This window comes from Ruegeria sp. (genome assembly GCF_965243365.1).
Classification (GTDB): Bacteria; Pseudomonadota; Alphaproteobacteria; order Rhodobacterales; family Rhodobacteraceae; genus Ruegeria.
In genome coordinates this window covers 814,073-829,181 of sequence record NZ_CBDEUW010000001.1, presented here as the reverse complement: position 1 = coordinate 829,181, position 15,109 = coordinate 814,073, and the positions used below count along the sequence as shown (strand labels likewise).

Sequence of the window (15,109 nt, the reverse complement as noted above, 5' to 3'; positions counted from 1 at the left end):
CATGATCGGTGTCAAGTTTGTCACTGTCATGATTGTCAATGACAGGCAAGCCGTTGATTTTGCGTGTCATGTCGGGGGAGGGGACCCGCTTTCCGCGCCGCCAGTGCGACACTTGCGAGGGATCAACGCCCAAATCCACGGCCACGGAGAAGCCCCCGCCCCGGCCTCTGGCCGCGATCACCCGGTTCAGGTGGTCAATCGCCCCGTCAACATTGGTGTCAACATTGGTCATGACCGTCAATTTACGTGTCATGATGACTGTCACCAAATTGTATTTGTTGACAATTCATGACAGCGCCATGCTGGGCGGCATCTTTTCTTTCTTCAGCTTCGGAGCTCAGCAATGAAAGCCAAGACGCTTATGCACTATGCCGCCGGCACCATGGTCGGGATCTTCCTCTACGAAGTCCTGGACAATTCCGGCCTGACGGATCGGCTGGTCCAGTCCGTATCCAGAATGATCAGCCGGTAACGCTCATGAAAAGCGAACTGATCCTGGCATCGACGATCGGCACGGTGGCCGGTCTGTTCCTCTATTCCATCTTTGCCGACAGCCGGTCGATCCGGCGGGCGTTCGGAGGCTTCTAATGTCGAACTTCCTCAATCGCGCACGGGCGGCCGCGCGTGGCGCACCCGCGTCGGCCGCTGCGGCACCGGTCAATCCCAACCTGGTCCGCGCCGGGATGCCCGGCTCTCAACTTGTGATGGGCGCGGACGCGGCGCTTCCAGACTACATCAACGTGGCCGACGATCTGGTGACAATCTCCCAGAGGCTCTCAGGCGGCGAATACGAGATCGATGTACCAACCGGCGCATACACCTATCGCGGGCTGATGCTGCGCTTCGAGACGCTGGCCAATACAGCGATCACCGGCACCAATGCCAACGATCTTCTGGAAACGGGCGATAACGGCGAAAAATACGTCAACACCGACCATTTCGCGAAGATCCTGGACCGGATCAAGTTGGAGGCGGACGGCATCACGATCTGGGACTTCGAGGACATCACCAGATTCGAGGCGTATCTGCGCATGAACGGGTGTCTGGGGCTGGGAACCGCGTGGTTCATCCCGTTTGGGTGGCCGAACGTGTTCCGCGCCGGCGCACCGGTCCAGGACCTCTACGCCCTGGGAACCGGCAATATCCGCGATCTGCGCCTGACGCTCTACACGACCGACAAGCACAAGACCGAGATCAAGCCTCAAATCATCGCCTTTTACAACCCGGTTCTGGTGCCGGCCGGCAATGTCATTTCCCGCCAGGTCTACAAGAAGAGCTTCGCCACCTCGGGCAAGCATATCATCGACGACATCCGCATCGACCGGCGCATTCAGCGCATCATCGTGACATCCGGCGCTGGCAAGAAGATCGAGAACTTCGAGGTGAGCATCGGCGATGTGGAATGGATCAAATCCGACACGCATGTGAATCATGTCGAGGCGCTGCTGAGGCCGAACAAGGCATCAGATCAGGAGGATGTTGGTCCGTACCGCAATGCGACGGGCGCGCTGATCGGGGTAGGGGGCTGCGTTGACCTGCTGATCGATCAGGAACGCGACGGGCTGGCGCTTGCGCCGCTGACGTCTGATCAGCAACGCCGGCGCGATGACCGGATCGAGATCGAACTGGAACTGACGTCGGCCAACACGGAGGTCACAGTCGAGGTCTATTTCGCGGATCGTCTCTGACGAGAGGTAGCCATGTCGAGTTGGGATGATCTGCTGGGCCGGGCCTGGGACACGCTGGACGACACGCTCGACCGGCGGGCCAGGGACCGGCAGGACCGCCGGCTGCGCGAGTACCAGGACCGGGCCGACCGCCGGCTGCGGGGCAATGAACGGTTCCGGGACGATACCGACCGTCAGGACCGGGCGCGGGACGACGAGCACGACCTGATCCGGTCCCGGCTCGATGACAAGCGCGCGCAGTATCGCCTGGAAACGGATCGTGAGGACCTGGAACGCGACGACGGGAACGAGCGGTTCCGGGACGTGACCACGCGCGAGGACCGGGAGCGCAACGACGAACTGGCGGCTTACGAGGTGACGCTTGACGCACAGCACGAGGAACGCGACGACGCGCGCCGGCTGCTGGTGGACCGGGGCACGCTCTACCGCGAAGCCTTCGAGTCGCGGCGCGGCGACACGCTGATCAGCCGCCTGATGTGGCCGGCGGCTTTGGCCGCGGCCGCGGTGGGGGCGATCTACGTATTCAGGGAGCTACGCTAATGGATCAGATCGACCGGCGGGTGGAAGAGGACGTGCTGGGCGCGGCGCGGCTCATGGTGGCCAGGGCCGACCGGCGTGTTGAGCGGCTGCGCGCGGCGCTGGCGCGGGCGCTGTTGCGCCGGCACGAGCTGGTCGCGCGGCGGACGCAGGAGGAACTGGAACTGGCCGAACGCGAACTGGCGCTGAGCCAGGGCCGCTATCGCTCGCTGACCAACCGGCTGCTTGAGGAACGCGGATCATGACCACCATTCCGGATCTGAGCCTTTCCGCCCCAAGCGCGGCAGACGCCACGGCGATTGCCGAGGCGGCGGCGCAATCGGCCGATGACGTCGTGAACGACATCCTGAAGGACCTGGAGAACACGGGCAGTGCCGACACGCGCGCGGACGTCTCGACCGGCGACGTGACCGGGCAGACAGGGCCGGTGGTGTTCGGCGCCGCCGCTGAGGACGGGTTCTTCAGCGCGGCCGTCCGGAGTGCGGGGCTGAAGAACCCGGGCGGGGGCGGCGGTGCAAACCCGCTGATCGTCCTGGGCGTCCTGGGAGCGGCAGGGCTGGGCCTGTGGTGGCTGATGAGGAAGCGGGGCTGATCGATGCTGGACCGAAGCTATAAACCGTCCGACGCGCCCGTCCAGGTCGCCAGTGGACCGGTGATCGGCCTGGTGACGGCCGAAGAGGCCTGGGCCGCCGGTGTGAACGCTAACAACAGCTTCACGGCGCGCTGCGGGGATACCTGGGTTCTGCTGGCGCAGGAGCGCCCCGGAGCGGTGTCCGGAGCGTCCGAAGCGTGGCAGATGGTCTACGACCATTTCGAGACCTGGGGGGAAGCCCTGGCGATCTGGCGCGCGCTTCGGAACACGGGCCGGATCGGGGTGATCCGGTGCTTGCCAAGCCCGAAGCTGAAGGGCCTGGCCCGTCCGCTGCTGGCGGCGGCGCAGCGGGCGATGGCGCGGGAAGGCTGGGTGCTTGAGGCCGGGGACGAATGGATCCTGAAGCGGGTCTGGGAGGGCACCGATGGGCAGTAAATCCAGTTCCAGAAGCAGAACGTCCAACAAGTCCAGCTCGAATGTCGAGAACAGGACGATCACGAGCAACGTCAACGAGACCACCAACACCACGAATGTCCATACCGAGGACAACCGCGACCTGAGCGACAACCGCCACTTCGACATCACGGATTCGAGTGTGGACAAGCGCGCCGTTCTCAACGACGCGACGCAGATCCTCGATTCGGTCTACGTCAACATCGATCCCAGCGACGAGACGCTGCGGGCGACGGTGGCGGCCTGGGAGCGCCAGGCGGCCGAATTGCTGAGCGCGCGGCGCTTCGATCAGGACGGCATCAACCGGCTTCTGAGCGAGGTTCTGGCGGCGGCCAATGACGGCATCATTGCGGTCAATGACGCCCATTACGCGCAGCTTCAAAGCTGGCAGGGGCAGCTGCAGGCCGGGATCGATTTTGCCGAAGCGGCGCTCGATACCGGCGCGCGGCTGATTGCATCTGCGGGCGACCGGCAACAGGAGGCGCTGGACACCGGCGCGCGGCTGATTGCATCTGCGGGCGACCGGCAACAGGAGGCGCTGGACACCGGCGCGCGGCTGATTGCGACGGCGGGTGACCGGCAACAGGAGGCGCTGGACACCGGCGCGCGGCTGGTTGCGACGGCGGGTGACCGGCAACAGGAGGCGCTGGACACCGGCGCGCGGCTGGTCGCATCTGCAGGCGACCGGCAACAGGACGCGCTCGATACCGGCGCGCGGCTGGTGGACCGGGCTGGTCAGAGGGCGGAGAACCAACATGCAATCAATACGCGCCTGGTTGCGGCGGTGGGTGACCGGCAACAGGACGTGCTGGACACCGGCGCGCGGCTGGTTGCGGCGGTTGGGCGGGAGCAGCGTTCGGCGCTGGATGTGGGCGCGGATCTGATCGACAGGGCCGGGGATCGGCAGGATCGGGTCACGGGCGAGATTCTGGACCTCGCGCGCGGAACCCTGGGTCAAACAAGCAATGTGCAGGTCCGTTTGATCACCTGGGCGCTGATCGGCGCGGCGGTGATCGTGTTTGCGGGCAATTGGAGGGCGGCATGACTGCGGGCGTTTATTATGCGAGCTACACCCTGCTGGGCGAGCGCAATCTGGGCAGTCATGAACAGGTCCGCTACGTCCAGGGCGACGTGGACGAGTTGTTTGTGCGGCACGGCGGCACCTGGCATCGTCTGCCGCGCGGCGGGATCATCGCCGGCGCGCGGTCTGACATGGTGGTGGCATCGCCGCTGACGCATCGCGCGGTGGACGTGACGCTCGAATTTGGCCGCCGCCTCGTGGATGGCCATGCCGATGAACCTTCCTATGCCAAAGAGAAGGACGTTTTCTATTACTATGTGAATCTGAGACGGGAAACGGATCAAACAAAATCGATTTACCTGAAGCCGCCTGAAGGCGAGCAGGTCGAAGTGGATTTTACGAATTTGGACCCACAGCCAAAAGCTGGAAGGCTGCGGGCCAATGTGATCACCAACGAGGTTTCGCCCGTTCCCTTGCTGCCGGCCGGTCAAAGAGTCATCGCATCATACGGGCACGCGGGCGGTCAGCCGCCGGACCTGTTTCATGTGAGAAATACCGCTAATACGGATCCCGTCGAACATGACTCGGTGCCGGTATTCCAAGGCGAAGCATTCATCCTGCCGTCGCCCTATCTGGTGGCGACCGGTACGATGTTGAAGCTGCATGTCACGTATGAAGCTGAATACACTGGCTTAACTAATCAACTCTGGCTGCAATTTGGCGCACTGATGACAATCAAAGTGCGGTTGCTTGGGAAGGTGCGGCCATGATCCGGGACCTTGCATCGCTTGCGGTCATCGCGGCGGCCGCCTGGTGGCTCTATCACAACCGGGCTCAGGTGGCCGGCCTGATCGGCGAGGTGCGCGGGGCGCTGGATCCCGCACCATCCGCAAACGTGGACCGCACACCAGGAACCGGAACCCGCGCCTGGGCCTATGCGCGCCAGGCCGGTGTACCGGCGCGCGACCAGTCGCTTGTGGCCGCGATGATCGAGGTGGAGAGCGGCGGCGATCCGCTGGCGCACAACACGGCCGGCGAGGACAGCCGGGGCCTGATGCAAGTCCAGTTGAGCACCGCGCGCGGCCTCTGGGACGCGGACACGGGAACGCTGGGCCTGCGCCGGCGCTTCGGCCGGGACGATCTGGGCCAGGCGCTGTTCGATCCGGTCTGGGGCGTGATCATCGGCTACGCCTATATCCGGTATCTGCGGGACCGTGTTCCGGACGCTTACGCAGACGCGCCGGAAGACTGGGTGATCCGCGCCTATAATGGCGGCGAGACCTGGCACGAGAAGGGCACCGGGGTGCGCGCGGCGACCCTGCGCTATCTCGAAGCGATCCGGGCCGTCCAGGCGCGGCAGCAATCGGAGGCGGCTTGATGGCGGGACCTCTGACACCCTGGATCATCAAAGGCGCGGTGGTGGCCGGCGGCGCGGTTCTCGCCTGGTGGGCGAAGGAGTCGACCGACGCGGTTGTCGAGGACGTTGACACGCTGGGCGACGTGGCGATCGGCGCGCTCACCGGCGTTGCGGTGGGGGCCGTCACCGATAACGCGCTGCTGGGCGTGAGCGCCGGTCTGGGGGCCTACATGCTGGCGAGAAACGGAGGGCGAAGCGGATGAGACGGCGCGGATACAGCGGAGACGGGCGCGGGCGCGATCACATGCACGGGCTGGACGATGTGCGTCACGCCTGGGCCGGGGCCAACGCGGGGATCGGCGGCGCGAACGGGCTGATCGTCTATGCGTTGCTGGGCGTGTTGCTGTGGAGGATCATCAAATGATCGATCAATTGCTGGGCAATCTCGACAAGCTGAACAAACTGCCGGCCTGGCTGGTGCTGCTGGCCGGCGCAATGGCGCTGGCACGGCTGACGCGGCCAGTTGAAGGGGAGGACTCGAGATGATCGAGATCCTGCCGCATATCATCGACGGCGGCATGGGGATGCTGGCGCTCACCGGCGCGCTCTACCTGGTCATCCAGTCACAGCGCGAGCGCCGCGAGGTGCTTGAGCCTTTGGCGGAGGCAATCCGCGAATTGCTGGTCAAGATCGATCAGTTGAACAGTTACAGGGAGCCGGGGGAATGATCCTACAATTATTGGCGGGGGTGCTGGGCATCGGCGGCGAGGCGCTTAAAGCGCGCGCTGACCTGAAGGTCGCGGAGCTGAAGGCGCGCGCGGACATCGAGACGGCGCGCGCGAAAGCGGCCACAGCCGCCGTGGAGCATGGCAAGTCATGGGAGTTGCTGGCAGTCCAGGCAAGCAAAACAAGCTGGAAAGATGAATGGTTCACAATCGTTTTGTCGATTCCGCTGTTGCTCAGCTTCGTCCCTGGCATTCCGCCCTATATCGAGGCCGGATTCGACGCGCTCGATGCCACGCCGGATTGGTATCAGTGGGCGCTGCTGAGCGCGATCAGCTTTGCATTCGGCCGGCGTGTGATCCCTCAATTCAACTCAAAAAAAAAGGAGTGAAACGCGATGAAACGAAAGAAGCGATTCAACAAGTCCGTGGCGCGGGCGGAGATGAAGAAGGCCTGGCGCAACAAGAAGGGAAAGAAGCCGAGCAAGGCGGCTTTGTCCAAGGCCATGAAGAAGGCGTGGAAGTGATGGGCCGGGCCAAAAAGTTCCGTTTCGGCAAGCGGTCCGAGGACTGTTTTGAAGCCGTTCACCCGGATCTGGTCCGGGTGGCGCGGCGCGCGCTTGAGATGAGCAGCCACGATTTTGGCATCCACTGCGGGCTGCGATCGATCGAGGAGCAGAAGATCCTCGTGAAAACCGGCAAGAGCCTGACCATGGACAGCCGCCACGTGACCGGCCATGCGCTCGACGCGCATCCGTGGATCGATGGCGATATTCCCTGGAACGACTGGCGCGCTTGGCAGCGCATGGCCACGACCTGGAAACGCGCGGCCGATGACCTCGGCATCCCGCTCGAATGGGGCGGCGACTGGGCGCGCTTCGTGGACGGCCCGCACTTCCAGTTGCCCAGGGAATGGTATCCGGATTAATCCTCTTCGGGCGGTGAAAAACATTTGAACCGCGTCAGCCGGTTGGAATAACCAATATTTCCGGCAGGTTACAGCCCGCCCTGGTTATCTCCGGAGCAAAGGAAAAGCTGAAGGAAGGAACCAACATGAATTATCACACCCATTATCAGATTCCGAGCCTGGTGGAAGGATTGAATGACCTCTGGGCGCGGGTCTTTGACAACGAAAAGCGCGAGAAAGACCTGGAACAGAAACATCGGAACGACTTGCAGAGCCTGGAGCGGCGCATGAACGAACGCATTGCCTCTCTGGAAGCCCGGATTGAGGCGCAAAGCGGCGATCACGGTTGACCTTTGGTTGCCATGCGCTCACAGTGAGCGCGCTAGCATTCCATCGCCAATCCGGCGGTTATCGTTCAGAGCCGGTGCGCACCCACGCACCGGCTCACCTCGTTTAGCACGATCCAAACACGATCCAAACACGATCCAAACACGATCCAAACACCCTGAAGGCGATTCCTGCAGGAAGATCGGCGTGTTCACTTGCGCACCGAAGTTGAAGTTTCACTTTAAGTTTGACTTTTGGGAACCGTTCTTTAAAAGTACAGATTTAAGAACGCATGTTTATAAAAGGAAAACAACGCCCTTGCCCTAATCGTGTAATTTACCATAACTCTTCTTATGCTGCTTCGTTGCTGAGATCTTTGAGGATGTCGCCCAGAATGTCATCGCGCGATTTCTGCGGTTGCATTCCAGCCAAAAGTTCCGAGTTCCGCGCTGGGTCGTTTTCAGCAGATTGCGAAATGTTCAGAAGTGTTTCCTTCTGTTCGCGCATGAAATCGGCCAACGTCGCCCGCACATTTTCCAGAACGGCTGCGATCTGGTTCTCTTCGATATCCTTGGTGATCGAATTTGCTTCGGACGCGATCAGGCGTGTGTAGTCCGCGGCATATGCCTCGAACCCTTTGCGTTTCTGCCACCATCTGCGCCACCAGGTGCTTTGCAGATCCAGCGCGATGGTGCGCCCGATCCCCAACGGTGGCGGTACTCGGGGAACAATCGGGGCTTCGATGTTGAATTCACCTAGATGGTTCCCCAGAAGCTTGTGATATAGCGCGCCGACATCCCCTGCGGCCGCCGAATATAGCGAACCGGCCTCTTTGCGCATGGAGCGGGCAAAGCTGAAATACGCCGCCTTTTGCAGCGTCCGCAATCCGGCGGGGTCATATTGCCAGGTGCCCTGCTCGCCATTCTGTTCAAGATGCGCAATCAGTGAATCCGTCGCGCGTTTGACAAAGTTGGCTTCTGCCGAGTTCAAGCGCTCCAGAACCTTGGTGCGCAAAGACGTTGTCAGGTCAGCGACTTTCTTTTCGTATTCAGCCGTAACGGTCGCAATGGCATCTTCCGGCGAGCTTCCGTCAAGATCGCGCATCACACCCTCGCCACCAGCCAGATTCTTAGCGACCGCAGTTGCGCGGATTTGGCTGGCGATGTTGCGCGCGCGGTGGCGAACGCGATCCAGCAGGCGGTTCCCTGCCCCTTCCGCGATCCGCTCATTCATGGCAAGCAGAAGATCCGGCAAGCCGGACAGCGCCCAGATTTTGTCTAGCGACGCGGCCTGATCTCCGAAACCTGCTGCCAGATAGAATGTATTCAGCGCCTGACGCGACTCCTCGGTCAGAATATCCGGGTTGCCTGTCAGCGCCGCCTCAGCCCATTGAGCACTTCCAAAGACGATGCTGGTATTGGTGTCGATATTGTTCTGCTTCAACGTATCCTGAATCCGGTCGCGGATTTCAGGCACCTGGTTGACCGGGTCCGAAAGTTCGTCAATGCGATTGACGAATAGAATGATCTGGCGGTTCTCAAACTGCGCAATGATGCGCATCAGCGCCATGTCCATGGTGGTCAAAGCCTGGCTGGCAGCCAGCACAACAACGCAAACCTCGGACCCACGCAGGCTGCGCAAGGTAATCTGTTCGCGCACCATGAACGTATCGTTCACGCCGGGCGTATCGCAAAGCTTCAGAGCAACCGGGTACTGCGGGATGTCCATAAACAACTCCGCCGATTTGGTCACATCGGCGAACCGCCCTGTCTTTGGGTTGATATCCGGATCATCGTCATCACCCAAACAAACGTAGCGCTGGATAAGCTCCTCATCGAAATAGTCGTACTGGTGGCTCTGACCCAGGATCAGGTCGAAGTGCTTGCCCAGACGGTCCTCTGATTTGGACTTCATCTCGGCGATCTGCCGGCGGATATCGTCCATTTCATCATCCGCGCCTGCGCGATTGGCCAGTTCACCCAGACGGCCGCCGCCGACCATCAGGTTATCCCACTCTTCCTGCTCGAAAAAAGTGAACTTGGACCGGGTGTCGCCCTGGGTGCGCGTGTTGATGTTCAGCGTGGTCACCACCGATGTCCACGGGTTCACATCCGAAGGCAGCAGATTCGGGCGGCCCGCCAGAATGTTCACGATCGAGGATTTGCCCGCCTTGACCTGCCCTACCAGCGTGACGCTGGCGGTGAAGTTCTCCATACGGGTCTTGAGTGTCGCCAGACGCGCTGATGAGCGCGCATCTGCCACCTCTGTCAATTGATCAATCTGCGTCGTCAACGATGCCATCGCCTCGGTCATGGGCGACAGGGACTCGTTTCCTACAGACAGAAGGTGGTCGTTGCGCGCCATTGTCAGCCTCCGGTTCCAGTTGCAGCGATTAGGGCCTGTTTGTCATTCGGCAGGCCGCCGGCGGGATGGCCGGGCAGCTTGTCGATGCGCGCGATCAGGTCCAGTGCATTGCCCAGAATCGCCGCCTCGGTCTTGGGCGAAATCGATTCATAGGCAAACGAGTCGGCCAGAACTTCGATCGAGCTGAAATGCTCGCCATTTTCCAGGCAAGCCACGCGGCGCCCGGTCGGGAAGTCCTGAGATTTGTTGGCGGGCAACGGCATACGAGAGTTTGCCAGCAAATAGCGATTGCCCGAATGAGTTCTCAAAGCGATGCCAAACCCGGTGCCAGGATGCTGGCTGTTCAGAGTTTTCAGCTCGCCGACAAAGCTCTCGCGCGCAAGATCAACAGCATCTTGCTCGGAGGCAGCGGAATAATTCTGGTTGGTCACGACACAGACCCTTGTTCTGGAGTTGAGCAAATACTCGTACAGCGCCGGATGGCAAAAAGACTCATTAACTCCTGGGGCCCAATCAAGTCTGATCACCGAGGTCTTAATTTGACGCGAATGAGATTTTTTGGCGTTTGAAATATGGCGCAATTGTGATGCGGCCCGCATAGAAATGCCGCAACCAAAAGGCGAGTTTTGATGGATTCCCGTATGTGTGGAAACGGATATGCGAAAGCGTTATGTGGCTATGCGTTACGCCGCGTAGATTTGGAATGCACCCTTAACTGTTTGTGATTTATAGGCCTTCCCCGCAATTTTCGGGCGGAATTTTCTGGTGAAGCCCTTCGTAGAACTTTCGGTTCACCGTTCATATTGGCTGGTCTGTTTGGGCACATCATTCAACGTTAGCGTGTTTGAAATATCGCGTTCGTTTTGAAGAAATGTTTCCCTTGGGGAAACTGTGAGCGTGTGGTCAAAGACCAAATTCAACTCGCGCAGTTCCCCATCAATCGCAACGCGGCATGCGGGCTCTGGTGAGTCGTGCCGACAAACTTTATCTGGAAGCAAATTTCCCTCTCGCACTCTCTCACAAGCTTTGATATTGACCGCGACATTCCGATGCCAAGGCATCAGGTTGCGGGTGTGGCGAAATTGGTAGACGCACCAGATTTAGGTTCTGGCGCCGCAAGGCGTGGGGGTTCAAGTCCCTCCACCCGCACCATTCTAACTTGTTGGGACGTGAACGGTTAATGAAGTTGGGGCTTTGTCCCTCTGTTGCTGGCGACTTGGATTGCTAAAGGTGCGCATCAGGCGGGCAGGATTCAACGCCTCACCCGGATTGGTCTATTTGCACCTTTTTGGCACCATGAATGTCCCGAGCCATCGACGACCAATCGATCGGGCGCTAACTTTGGCTAATGCGTCGTACGAAATTCATCTAAGATCATGCGCATTGGCAGGTTTTGGCAGCTGCTGTTAATAACTTCCGAGATTGCAAATATGCGGAAACTGAATGGGAGAGCGGTGTGAGCGATGCTTAAGTCTGCAACATTTAGAAATAGACATACAAAGGTGTTGTTATCACTCGTAGCAGTTGGAGTCCTCGGTGCTCTGGCGCTTGGGTTTTCCCGGGCAGACGAAAGTGGTTGTAAGATGACCACAATACTGCCCGTTGGCGATTCTCGCGTGAAGGGGGACAGGCCTCATTTTGAAAGCTATCGTTTTGAGCTTTGGTCGCTGTTGTCGGATCGTGGCGTGGTCGTTGACTTTATTGGCCCGTTCGAGGACGAGTCGACCTACCCCGAGCGGCGTGATGTCTTATTTGATCGCGATCATGCAGGTGCCACCGGGTATTCAACAGAAGATTTACTCGCGAGTATGAACAGCATTCTCAAGCGGATTGATCCTCCTGATGTCGTATTGCTGGGTGTTGGTGGGAACGACCTGATAGAGACCAATGATGCAGCCCAGAAGGTCGTCAGCAATATCCATCAGATTATCGAAAAATTCCGGGCGGCGAATCCGCAGGTCACCATTGTATTGGAGCAGATTGCCCCCGCTCACAGCAATCTTATGGATGCTCATACAGAAAGCCGGATTTCCTCGCTTAACCGCGAAATTTCTGATTTGGCCAGTCGTGTGTCCGCCTCCGACTCGCGGATCATCGCTGTGGATATGTCAACCGGCTGGTCCGACCAGTTCATGGCCGACGATGTGCACTACAATCAGCAGGGGGCAGAATTCGTCGCCAAGCGCTATTTTGAAGCCTTAATGCAATTGCCTGAAGTTACCACACCACCCTTGTGTGAATGATGTAAAGCAGGTGGTTAACAATATAGTGCCCAAAGAAGTGGCCGCGCTCGGCCTCTCGCAGAAAAGTGCTTGGGGTTCCAGACAGGTGAAATGAGGCAGATCACGGCTTGCCTAACGGAAACAATAACCCCTTATTCACTGCACTGGCGCACTGTGAGAAACGAGTATGCATCCTGGTCCAAAACTTAGTCTGTATGCGGCGGACACAGCTTCACAAGTCAAGTCTCAGTTGGTAACTATTGGATCAGGGTGTTTGGTTCGGTTAGTGGTCGATGGTTTTCAATTCGTACCTGTTTGCTTTCTTTTTTGTTGTCGTTTTTGTCTGTTATCAGCTGAATTACCAGTGGCGTCTGAAGAAGCTGTTTTTGCTGATTATGAGCTGGCTTTTTTACGCCGCTTGGAATCTGCCTTATCTGCTGATCATCATCTTCTCAACGATCGTGGACTTCTACGCGGCAAAGAAAATTTATCGCGCCGACTCTCAGAAAGGCAAGAGGTTCTGGCTGTTCGTAAGTCTAACGGCGAACCTTGGGGTTCTCAGCTACTTTAAGTACGGAGAGTTCCTGCTTGTAAACACCACCAACCTGTTGGCGCAGTTTGGAATTATATACGAGCCAATGCCCTGGAGCGTTTTGCTTCCGATTGGTATTTCTTTCTATACGTTCCAGACCCTGACTTATTCTCTGGATGTCTTTAAAGGGCGCATGCGCCCGGACGCCGGATTTCTGGATTTTGCTGTTTTTGTCGCCTTCTTCCCTCAGTTGGTTGCCGGCCCAATCGTAAGGGCCCGTCGTTTCCTGCCACAGTTGAAGGTACAACCCAAAGTAAGCGCCGATCAGCTGGGCTGGGCCTTGGTTCTTTTTCTCATCGGTTTGTTCGAGAAAGTTGTTCTGGCGGACGGGCTGTTCGCTCCTGTCGTCGACTCGGTCTACGAACATGATGAAATCTTACCAGCTTCTACAGTCATATTGGCCAATTTCGCGTTCATGGGGCAGATTTTCGCTGACTTTTCAGGATATTCTCTTATGGCAATTGGCGTGGCGCTATCACTGGGGTTTGTTCTGCCAGTCAACTTCAGGGCGCCGTTTTCGGCTATCGGGTACGCTGATTTTTGGCAAAGATGGCATATTTCGATGTCGTCTTGGTTCCGGGATTATTTGTACGCCAGCATCAAATCAAAGCGGAGCCGTTCGATCTACAACATTATGTATGCCCAGCTACTGACCATGACAATCATTGGTCTGTGGCATGGGGCGAGTTGGACATTTGTTTTTTGGGGCGCATTTAACGGGTTCGTGCTGATGACCGAGCTGTGGTTGCGCTACAAAATCGGGCATTGGCCCGTTTGGCATACCACCCTTGCGCAAATTTTGTTCTGGGCGCTGACAATGTTGCTGCTGTCGCAATCAGCAGTTTTGTTCCGCGCAGAAGATCTGTCTCAAACAGGCTTGATGCTGACCTCGCTGTTTAACATCCAGGACTCCAATTTTGACGTTCCGATGCTCAACACAGCCCTTGTCCTGATCTGCCTGACCGGGCTGTTTCTGGCGCATTGGCAGCTGCGTCATCGTCCGCTTCGCGAAGTTGTTGACGCTATGCCGCTAAGCGTTGTTACCGTTCTGGGAGCGTTGGCCGTTTTTTCGATCGCGGTTATCGGCAGCAGTGCTGACGAATTTATCTATTTTCAGTTTTAAGGGTTGAGTGAACAAGGATGGAGCATAAGGCGCTAGACAAAATTGCAGTACAGGACGCGGCTACGCCCAAATCCAGAAAGGGGTCGCGTTACCTGGTTTCTGTTCTGGGGTCACTGGTCTTGGCTGCCCTCCTGTTTTGTGCGCTGGAATTCCACATTCGCAGCAATGGAGGTATCCCAAGCCTCGACTACTCACCAGAGCGATGGGCCCTTGTTCGCGGTGAACTTGAGGCGGATACCGATCCTAACTCGGTCGCGCTGCTCGGCGCGTCTCGAATGCAATCGAATGTGTCACTTGCAACGCTTTCGGAAGCGCTTGGAAATGTTCAGGTTCACCAGCTGGCGGTGTCGGGTGCTGCGCCCTACTCGGCTTATGAGGATCTTGCGCTGAATTCCCAATTCAAAGGTCTGGTTGTACTGTCGATCGTCCCCTCCATTATGATGCCGGGCCCCGCCTTCGAAGAGCAAGCTCCTAACGTTGAATATTACAACCAGCATTGGAACAAGGCGCGGTACATCGATACTTGGTTGGGTAATCAGGTTTCGTCGCGAATGGCATTGGGTGATCGGTATTACAGTGCGATCCGGCTACTACGTAACATGCTCAAACTTGGACAGTTTGCGGGCCCTCCGGATTATGTAACGACAGATATTAACCGTGAGATGGCGCTCCGGTTTGAGAATGTTGATGTCCCGGCCCTCAGAAAGTCCCGGATAGACTCAATGGCCCATATGATGGGGACGCAGTCGCATTATGACCCTGCAGAATGGCGCAAGTTCATAGCCGAGGATTTTGGGCGTCTGGTCTCAAGCATCGAAGATCGCGGTGGTCGTGTCGTCGTGGTCTATATGCCTGTGAGCGAAGATGTGCTTGCTATGGAAACCGACATTCTGCCACGAGAGATATATTGGGACTCAATTGCAGAATTGACCGAGGCTGACACGATCCATTTTCTGGACGATCCGGTAATGTCGGGATTTGACTTACCCGACGCCTCTCACTTGGACTACTCAGACAAAGTTGTGTTCACTCAAATTCTTGCCGAACATTTGCTGCGTCAGGATGGTCCTGGGTTCACGGATGGTGTGCAAGTTCAGAACGTATCATTTCAAGGCGATAATTGAGCGGGTTATTCAGGTCGAGCGCGCGCGGCGCCGTTTGATAAGCCCTATCTTTGTAACTATCCTCACGACGGCAGGCCGTT

Annotated in this window: 22 protein-coding genes and 1 tRNA gene; 20 read left to right on the top strand and 3 right to left on the bottom strand. The window is 58.3% G+C overall.

All coding sequences use genetic code 11. From position 1 onward, the window contains the following. Positions 1 to 253 (bottom strand): helix-turn-helix domain-containing protein (locus tag ACP0GE_RS03780; RefSeq protein ID WP_424830656.1); only part of this gene is annotated, 253 nt, incomplete at its 3' end. A 90-nt stretch (positions 254 to 343) separates the two neighbouring features. Here ACP0GE_RS03780 and ACP0GE_RS03775 point away from each other — a divergent pair. The 16 genes from ACP0GE_RS03775 (at position 344) to ACP0GE_RS03700 (ending at position 7,627) form a co-directional block, all read left to right on the top strand. Further along, positions 344 to 472 carry a hypothetical protein gene (locus ACP0GE_RS03775; protein ID WP_424829977.1) on the top strand — a complete coding sequence of 43 codons (129 nt, stop codon included), beginning with the start codon at positions 344 to 346 and terminating at the stop codon, positions 470 to 472. Between the two features lie 115 nt (positions 473 to 587). Next, the gene (locus ACP0GE_RS03770) at positions 588 to 1,688 is read left to right on the top strand and encodes a hypothetical protein (protein WP_424829976.1); all 1,101 of its coding nucleotides are present in this window, start codon (positions 588 to 590) and stop codon (positions 1,686 to 1,688) included. Positions 1,689 to 1,700: 12 nt separating this feature from the next. Beyond that, positions 1,701 to 2,228, top strand: a complete 528-nt coding sequence (locus ACP0GE_RS03765) for a hypothetical protein (protein ID WP_424829975.1) — start codon at positions 1,701 to 1,703, stop codon at positions 2,226 to 2,228. Continuing rightward, positions 2,228 to 2,470 (top strand): hypothetical protein, encoded by a 243-nt coding sequence (locus ACP0GE_RS03760; protein WP_424829974.1) that lies wholly within the window; start codon positions 2,228 to 2,230, stop codon positions 2,468 to 2,470. Before ACP0GE_RS03765 ends, ACP0GE_RS03760 begins: the two co-directional genes overlap by 1 nt. After that, positions 2,467 to 2,817 (top strand): hypothetical protein, encoded by a 351-nt coding sequence (locus tag ACP0GE_RS03755; protein ID WP_424829973.1) that lies wholly within the window; start codon positions 2,467 to 2,469, stop codon positions 2,815 to 2,817. Before ACP0GE_RS03760 ends, ACP0GE_RS03755 begins: the two co-directional genes overlap by 4 nt. Positions 2,818 to 2,820: 3 nt before the next feature. After that, positions 2,821 to 3,252 (top strand): hypothetical protein, encoded by a 432-nt coding sequence (locus tag ACP0GE_RS03750; RefSeq protein ID WP_424829972.1) that lies wholly within the window; start codon positions 2,821 to 2,823, stop codon positions 3,250 to 3,252. Further along, a complete protein-coding gene (locus tag ACP0GE_RS03745) occupies positions 3,242 to 4,315 on the top strand; it encodes a hypothetical protein (RefSeq protein ID WP_424829971.1) in 1,074 nt (357 codons plus the stop codon). Before ACP0GE_RS03750 ends, ACP0GE_RS03745 begins: the two co-directional genes overlap by 11 nt. Then, complete coding sequence (locus tag ACP0GE_RS03740) at positions 4,312 to 5,061, top strand: hypothetical protein (protein WP_424829970.1); 750 nt, start codon at positions 4,312 to 4,314, stop codon at positions 5,059 to 5,061. Before ACP0GE_RS03745 ends, ACP0GE_RS03740 begins: the two co-directional genes overlap by 4 nt. Next, complete coding sequence (locus ACP0GE_RS03735) at positions 5,058 to 5,669, top strand: transglycosylase SLT domain-containing protein (RefSeq protein WP_424829969.1); 612 nt, start codon at positions 5,058 to 5,060, stop codon at positions 5,667 to 5,669. The genes ACP0GE_RS03740 and ACP0GE_RS03735 overlap by 4 nt, the downstream gene beginning before the upstream one ends. Continuing rightward, positions 5,669 to 5,911, top strand: coding sequence for a hypothetical protein (locus tag ACP0GE_RS03730; protein WP_424829968.1), 243 nt, complete (start codon positions 5,669 to 5,671; stop codon positions 5,909 to 5,911). The genes ACP0GE_RS03735 and ACP0GE_RS03730 overlap by 1 nt, the downstream gene beginning before the upstream one ends. Further along, the gene (locus ACP0GE_RS03725; protein WP_424829967.1) at positions 5,908 to 6,072 is read left to right on the top strand and encodes a hypothetical protein; all 165 of its coding nucleotides are present in this window, start codon (positions 5,908 to 5,910) and stop codon (positions 6,070 to 6,072) included. Before ACP0GE_RS03730 ends, ACP0GE_RS03725 begins: the two co-directional genes overlap by 4 nt. Then, entirely contained in the window at positions 6,069 to 6,194 is a 126-nt protein-coding gene (locus ACP0GE_RS03720) for a hypothetical protein (protein WP_424829966.1), read from the top strand. The genes ACP0GE_RS03725 and ACP0GE_RS03720 overlap by 4 nt, the downstream gene beginning before the upstream one ends. Then, the gene (locus tag ACP0GE_RS03715; protein WP_424829965.1) at positions 6,191 to 6,376 is read left to right on the top strand and encodes a hypothetical protein; all 186 of its coding nucleotides are present in this window, start codon (positions 6,191 to 6,193) and stop codon (positions 6,374 to 6,376) included. The genes ACP0GE_RS03720 and ACP0GE_RS03715 overlap by 4 nt, the downstream gene beginning before the upstream one ends. Further along, positions 6,373 to 6,762, top strand: coding sequence for a hypothetical protein (locus tag ACP0GE_RS03710; RefSeq protein ID WP_424829964.1), 390 nt, complete (start codon positions 6,373 to 6,375; stop codon positions 6,760 to 6,762). The genes ACP0GE_RS03715 and ACP0GE_RS03710 overlap by 4 nt, the downstream gene beginning before the upstream one ends. Then, positions 6,759 to 7,298: a M15 family metallopeptidase gene (locus ACP0GE_RS03705; RefSeq protein ID WP_424829963.1), complete on the top strand. Its 540-nt coding sequence runs from the start codon at positions 6,759 to 6,761 to the stop codon at positions 7,296 to 7,298. The genes ACP0GE_RS03710 and ACP0GE_RS03705 overlap by 4 nt, the downstream gene beginning before the upstream one ends. Before the next feature lie 125 nt (positions 7,299 to 7,423). Next, positions 7,424 to 7,627, top strand: coding sequence for a hypothetical protein (locus ACP0GE_RS03700; RefSeq protein ID WP_424830655.1), 204 nt, complete (start codon positions 7,424 to 7,426; stop codon positions 7,625 to 7,627). Between the two features lie 328 nt (positions 7,628 to 7,955). Here the strand turns inward: ACP0GE_RS03700 and ACP0GE_RS03695 are convergent, their stop codons facing one another. Both ACP0GE_RS03695 and ACP0GE_RS03690 read right to left on the bottom strand, forming a co-directional pair. Beyond that, entirely contained in the window at positions 7,956 to 9,968 is a 2,013-nt protein-coding gene (locus ACP0GE_RS03695) for a dynamin family protein (protein ID WP_424830654.1), read from the bottom strand. Between the two features lie 2 nt (positions 9,969 to 9,970). Continuing rightward, complete coding sequence (locus tag ACP0GE_RS03690; RefSeq protein WP_424830653.1) at positions 9,971 to 10,399, bottom strand: hypothetical protein; 429 nt, start codon at positions 10,397 to 10,399, stop codon at positions 9,971 to 9,973. 636 nt (positions 10,400 to 11,035) lie between these two features. Here ACP0GE_RS03690 and ACP0GE_RS03685 point away from each other — a divergent pair. The 4 genes from ACP0GE_RS03685 to ACP0GE_RS03670 all read left to right on the top strand — a co-directional run bounded on the left by ACP0GE_RS03685 (position 11,036) and on the right by ACP0GE_RS03670 (position 15,029). Then, positions 11,036 to 11,120, top strand: a tRNA-Leu gene (locus ACP0GE_RS03685). Positions 11,121 to 11,551: 431 nt separating this feature from the next. Then, complete coding sequence (locus ACP0GE_RS03680; RefSeq protein ID WP_424830652.1) at positions 11,552 to 12,211, top strand: GDSL-type esterase/lipase family protein; 660 nt, start codon at positions 11,552 to 11,554, stop codon at positions 12,209 to 12,211. Between the two features lie 272 nt (positions 12,212 to 12,483). Further along, entirely contained in the window at positions 12,484 to 13,905 is a 1,422-nt protein-coding gene (locus tag ACP0GE_RS03675) for an MBOAT family O-acyltransferase (protein WP_424830651.1), read from the top strand. Between the two features lie 17 nt (positions 13,906 to 13,922). Continuing rightward, positions 13,923 to 15,029, top strand: a complete 1,107-nt coding sequence (locus ACP0GE_RS03670; protein ID WP_424830650.1) for a hypothetical protein — start codon at positions 13,923 to 13,925, stop codon at positions 15,027 to 15,029. Positions 15,030 to 15,109 lie beyond the last annotated feature (80 nt).

What these genes read in the sequence shown, in the direction of transcription:
- ACP0GE_RS03745 (WP_424829971.1), top strand. Translation starts at nt 3,242, where the DNA reads ATGGGCAGTAAATCCAGTTCCAGAAGCAGAACGTCCAACAAGTCCAGC.
- ACP0GE_RS03775 (WP_424829977.1), top strand. Translation starts at nt 344, where the DNA reads ATGAAAGCCAAGACGCTTATGCACTATGCCGCCGGCACCATGGTCGGG.
- ACP0GE_RS03770 (WP_424829976.1), top strand. Translation starts at nt 588, where the DNA reads ATGTCGAACTTCCTCAATCGCGCACGGGCGGCCGCGCGTGGCGCACCC.
- ACP0GE_RS03760 (WP_424829974.1), top strand. Translation starts at nt 2,228, where the DNA reads ATGGATCAGATCGACCGGCGGGTGGAAGAGGACGTGCTGGGCGCGGCG.
- ACP0GE_RS03735 (WP_424829969.1), top strand. Translation starts at nt 5,058, where the DNA reads ATGATCCGGGACCTTGCATCGCTTGCGGTCATCGCGGCGGCCGCCTGG.
- ACP0GE_RS03715 (WP_424829965.1), top strand. Translation starts at nt 6,191, where the DNA reads ATGATCGAGATCCTGCCGCATATCATCGACGGCGGCATGGGGATGCTG.
- ACP0GE_RS03750 (WP_424829972.1), top strand. Translation starts at nt 2,821, where the DNA reads ATGCTGGACCGAAGCTATAAACCGTCCGACGCGCCCGTCCAGGTCGCC.
- ACP0GE_RS03675 (WP_424830651.1), top strand. Translation starts at nt 12,484, where the DNA reads ATGGTTTTCAATTCGTACCTGTTTGCTTTCTTTTTTGTTGTCGTTTTT.
- ACP0GE_RS03765 (WP_424829975.1), top strand. Translation starts at nt 1,701, where the DNA reads ATGTCGAGTTGGGATGATCTGCTGGGCCGGGCCTGGGACACGCTGGAC.
- ACP0GE_RS03740 (WP_424829970.1), top strand. Translation starts at nt 4,312, where the DNA reads ATGACTGCGGGCGTTTATTATGCGAGCTACACCCTGCTGGGCGAGCGC.
- ACP0GE_RS03755 (WP_424829973.1), top strand. Translation starts at nt 2,467, where the DNA reads ATGACCACCATTCCGGATCTGAGCCTTTCCGCCCCAAGCGCGGCAGAC.
- ACP0GE_RS03720 (WP_424829966.1), top strand. Translation starts at nt 6,069, where the DNA reads ATGATCGATCAATTGCTGGGCAATCTCGACAAGCTGAACAAACTGCCG.
- ACP0GE_RS03725 (WP_424829967.1), top strand. Translation starts at nt 5,908, where the DNA reads ATGAGACGGCGCGGATACAGCGGAGACGGGCGCGGGCGCGATCACATG.
- ACP0GE_RS03680 (WP_424830652.1), top strand. Translation starts at nt 11,552, where the DNA reads ATGACCACAATACTGCCCGTTGGCGATTCTCGCGTGAAGGGGGACAGG.
- ACP0GE_RS03710 (WP_424829964.1), top strand. Translation starts at nt 6,373, where the DNA reads ATGATCCTACAATTATTGGCGGGGGTGCTGGGCATCGGCGGCGAGGCG.
- ACP0GE_RS03670 (WP_424830650.1), top strand. Translation starts at nt 13,923, where the DNA reads ATGGAGCATAAGGCGCTAGACAAAATTGCAGTACAGGACGCGGCTACG.
- ACP0GE_RS03700 (WP_424830655.1), top strand. Translation starts at nt 7,424, where the DNA reads ATGAATTATCACACCCATTATCAGATTCCGAGCCTGGTGGAAGGATTG.
- ACP0GE_RS03730 (WP_424829968.1), top strand. Translation starts at nt 5,669, where the DNA reads ATGGCGGGACCTCTGACACCCTGGATCATCAAAGGCGCGGTGGTGGCC.
- ACP0GE_RS03695 (WP_424830654.1), bottom strand. Translation starts at nt 9,968, where the DNA reads ATGGCGCGCAACGACCACCTTCTGTCTGTAGGAAACGAGTCCCTGTCG.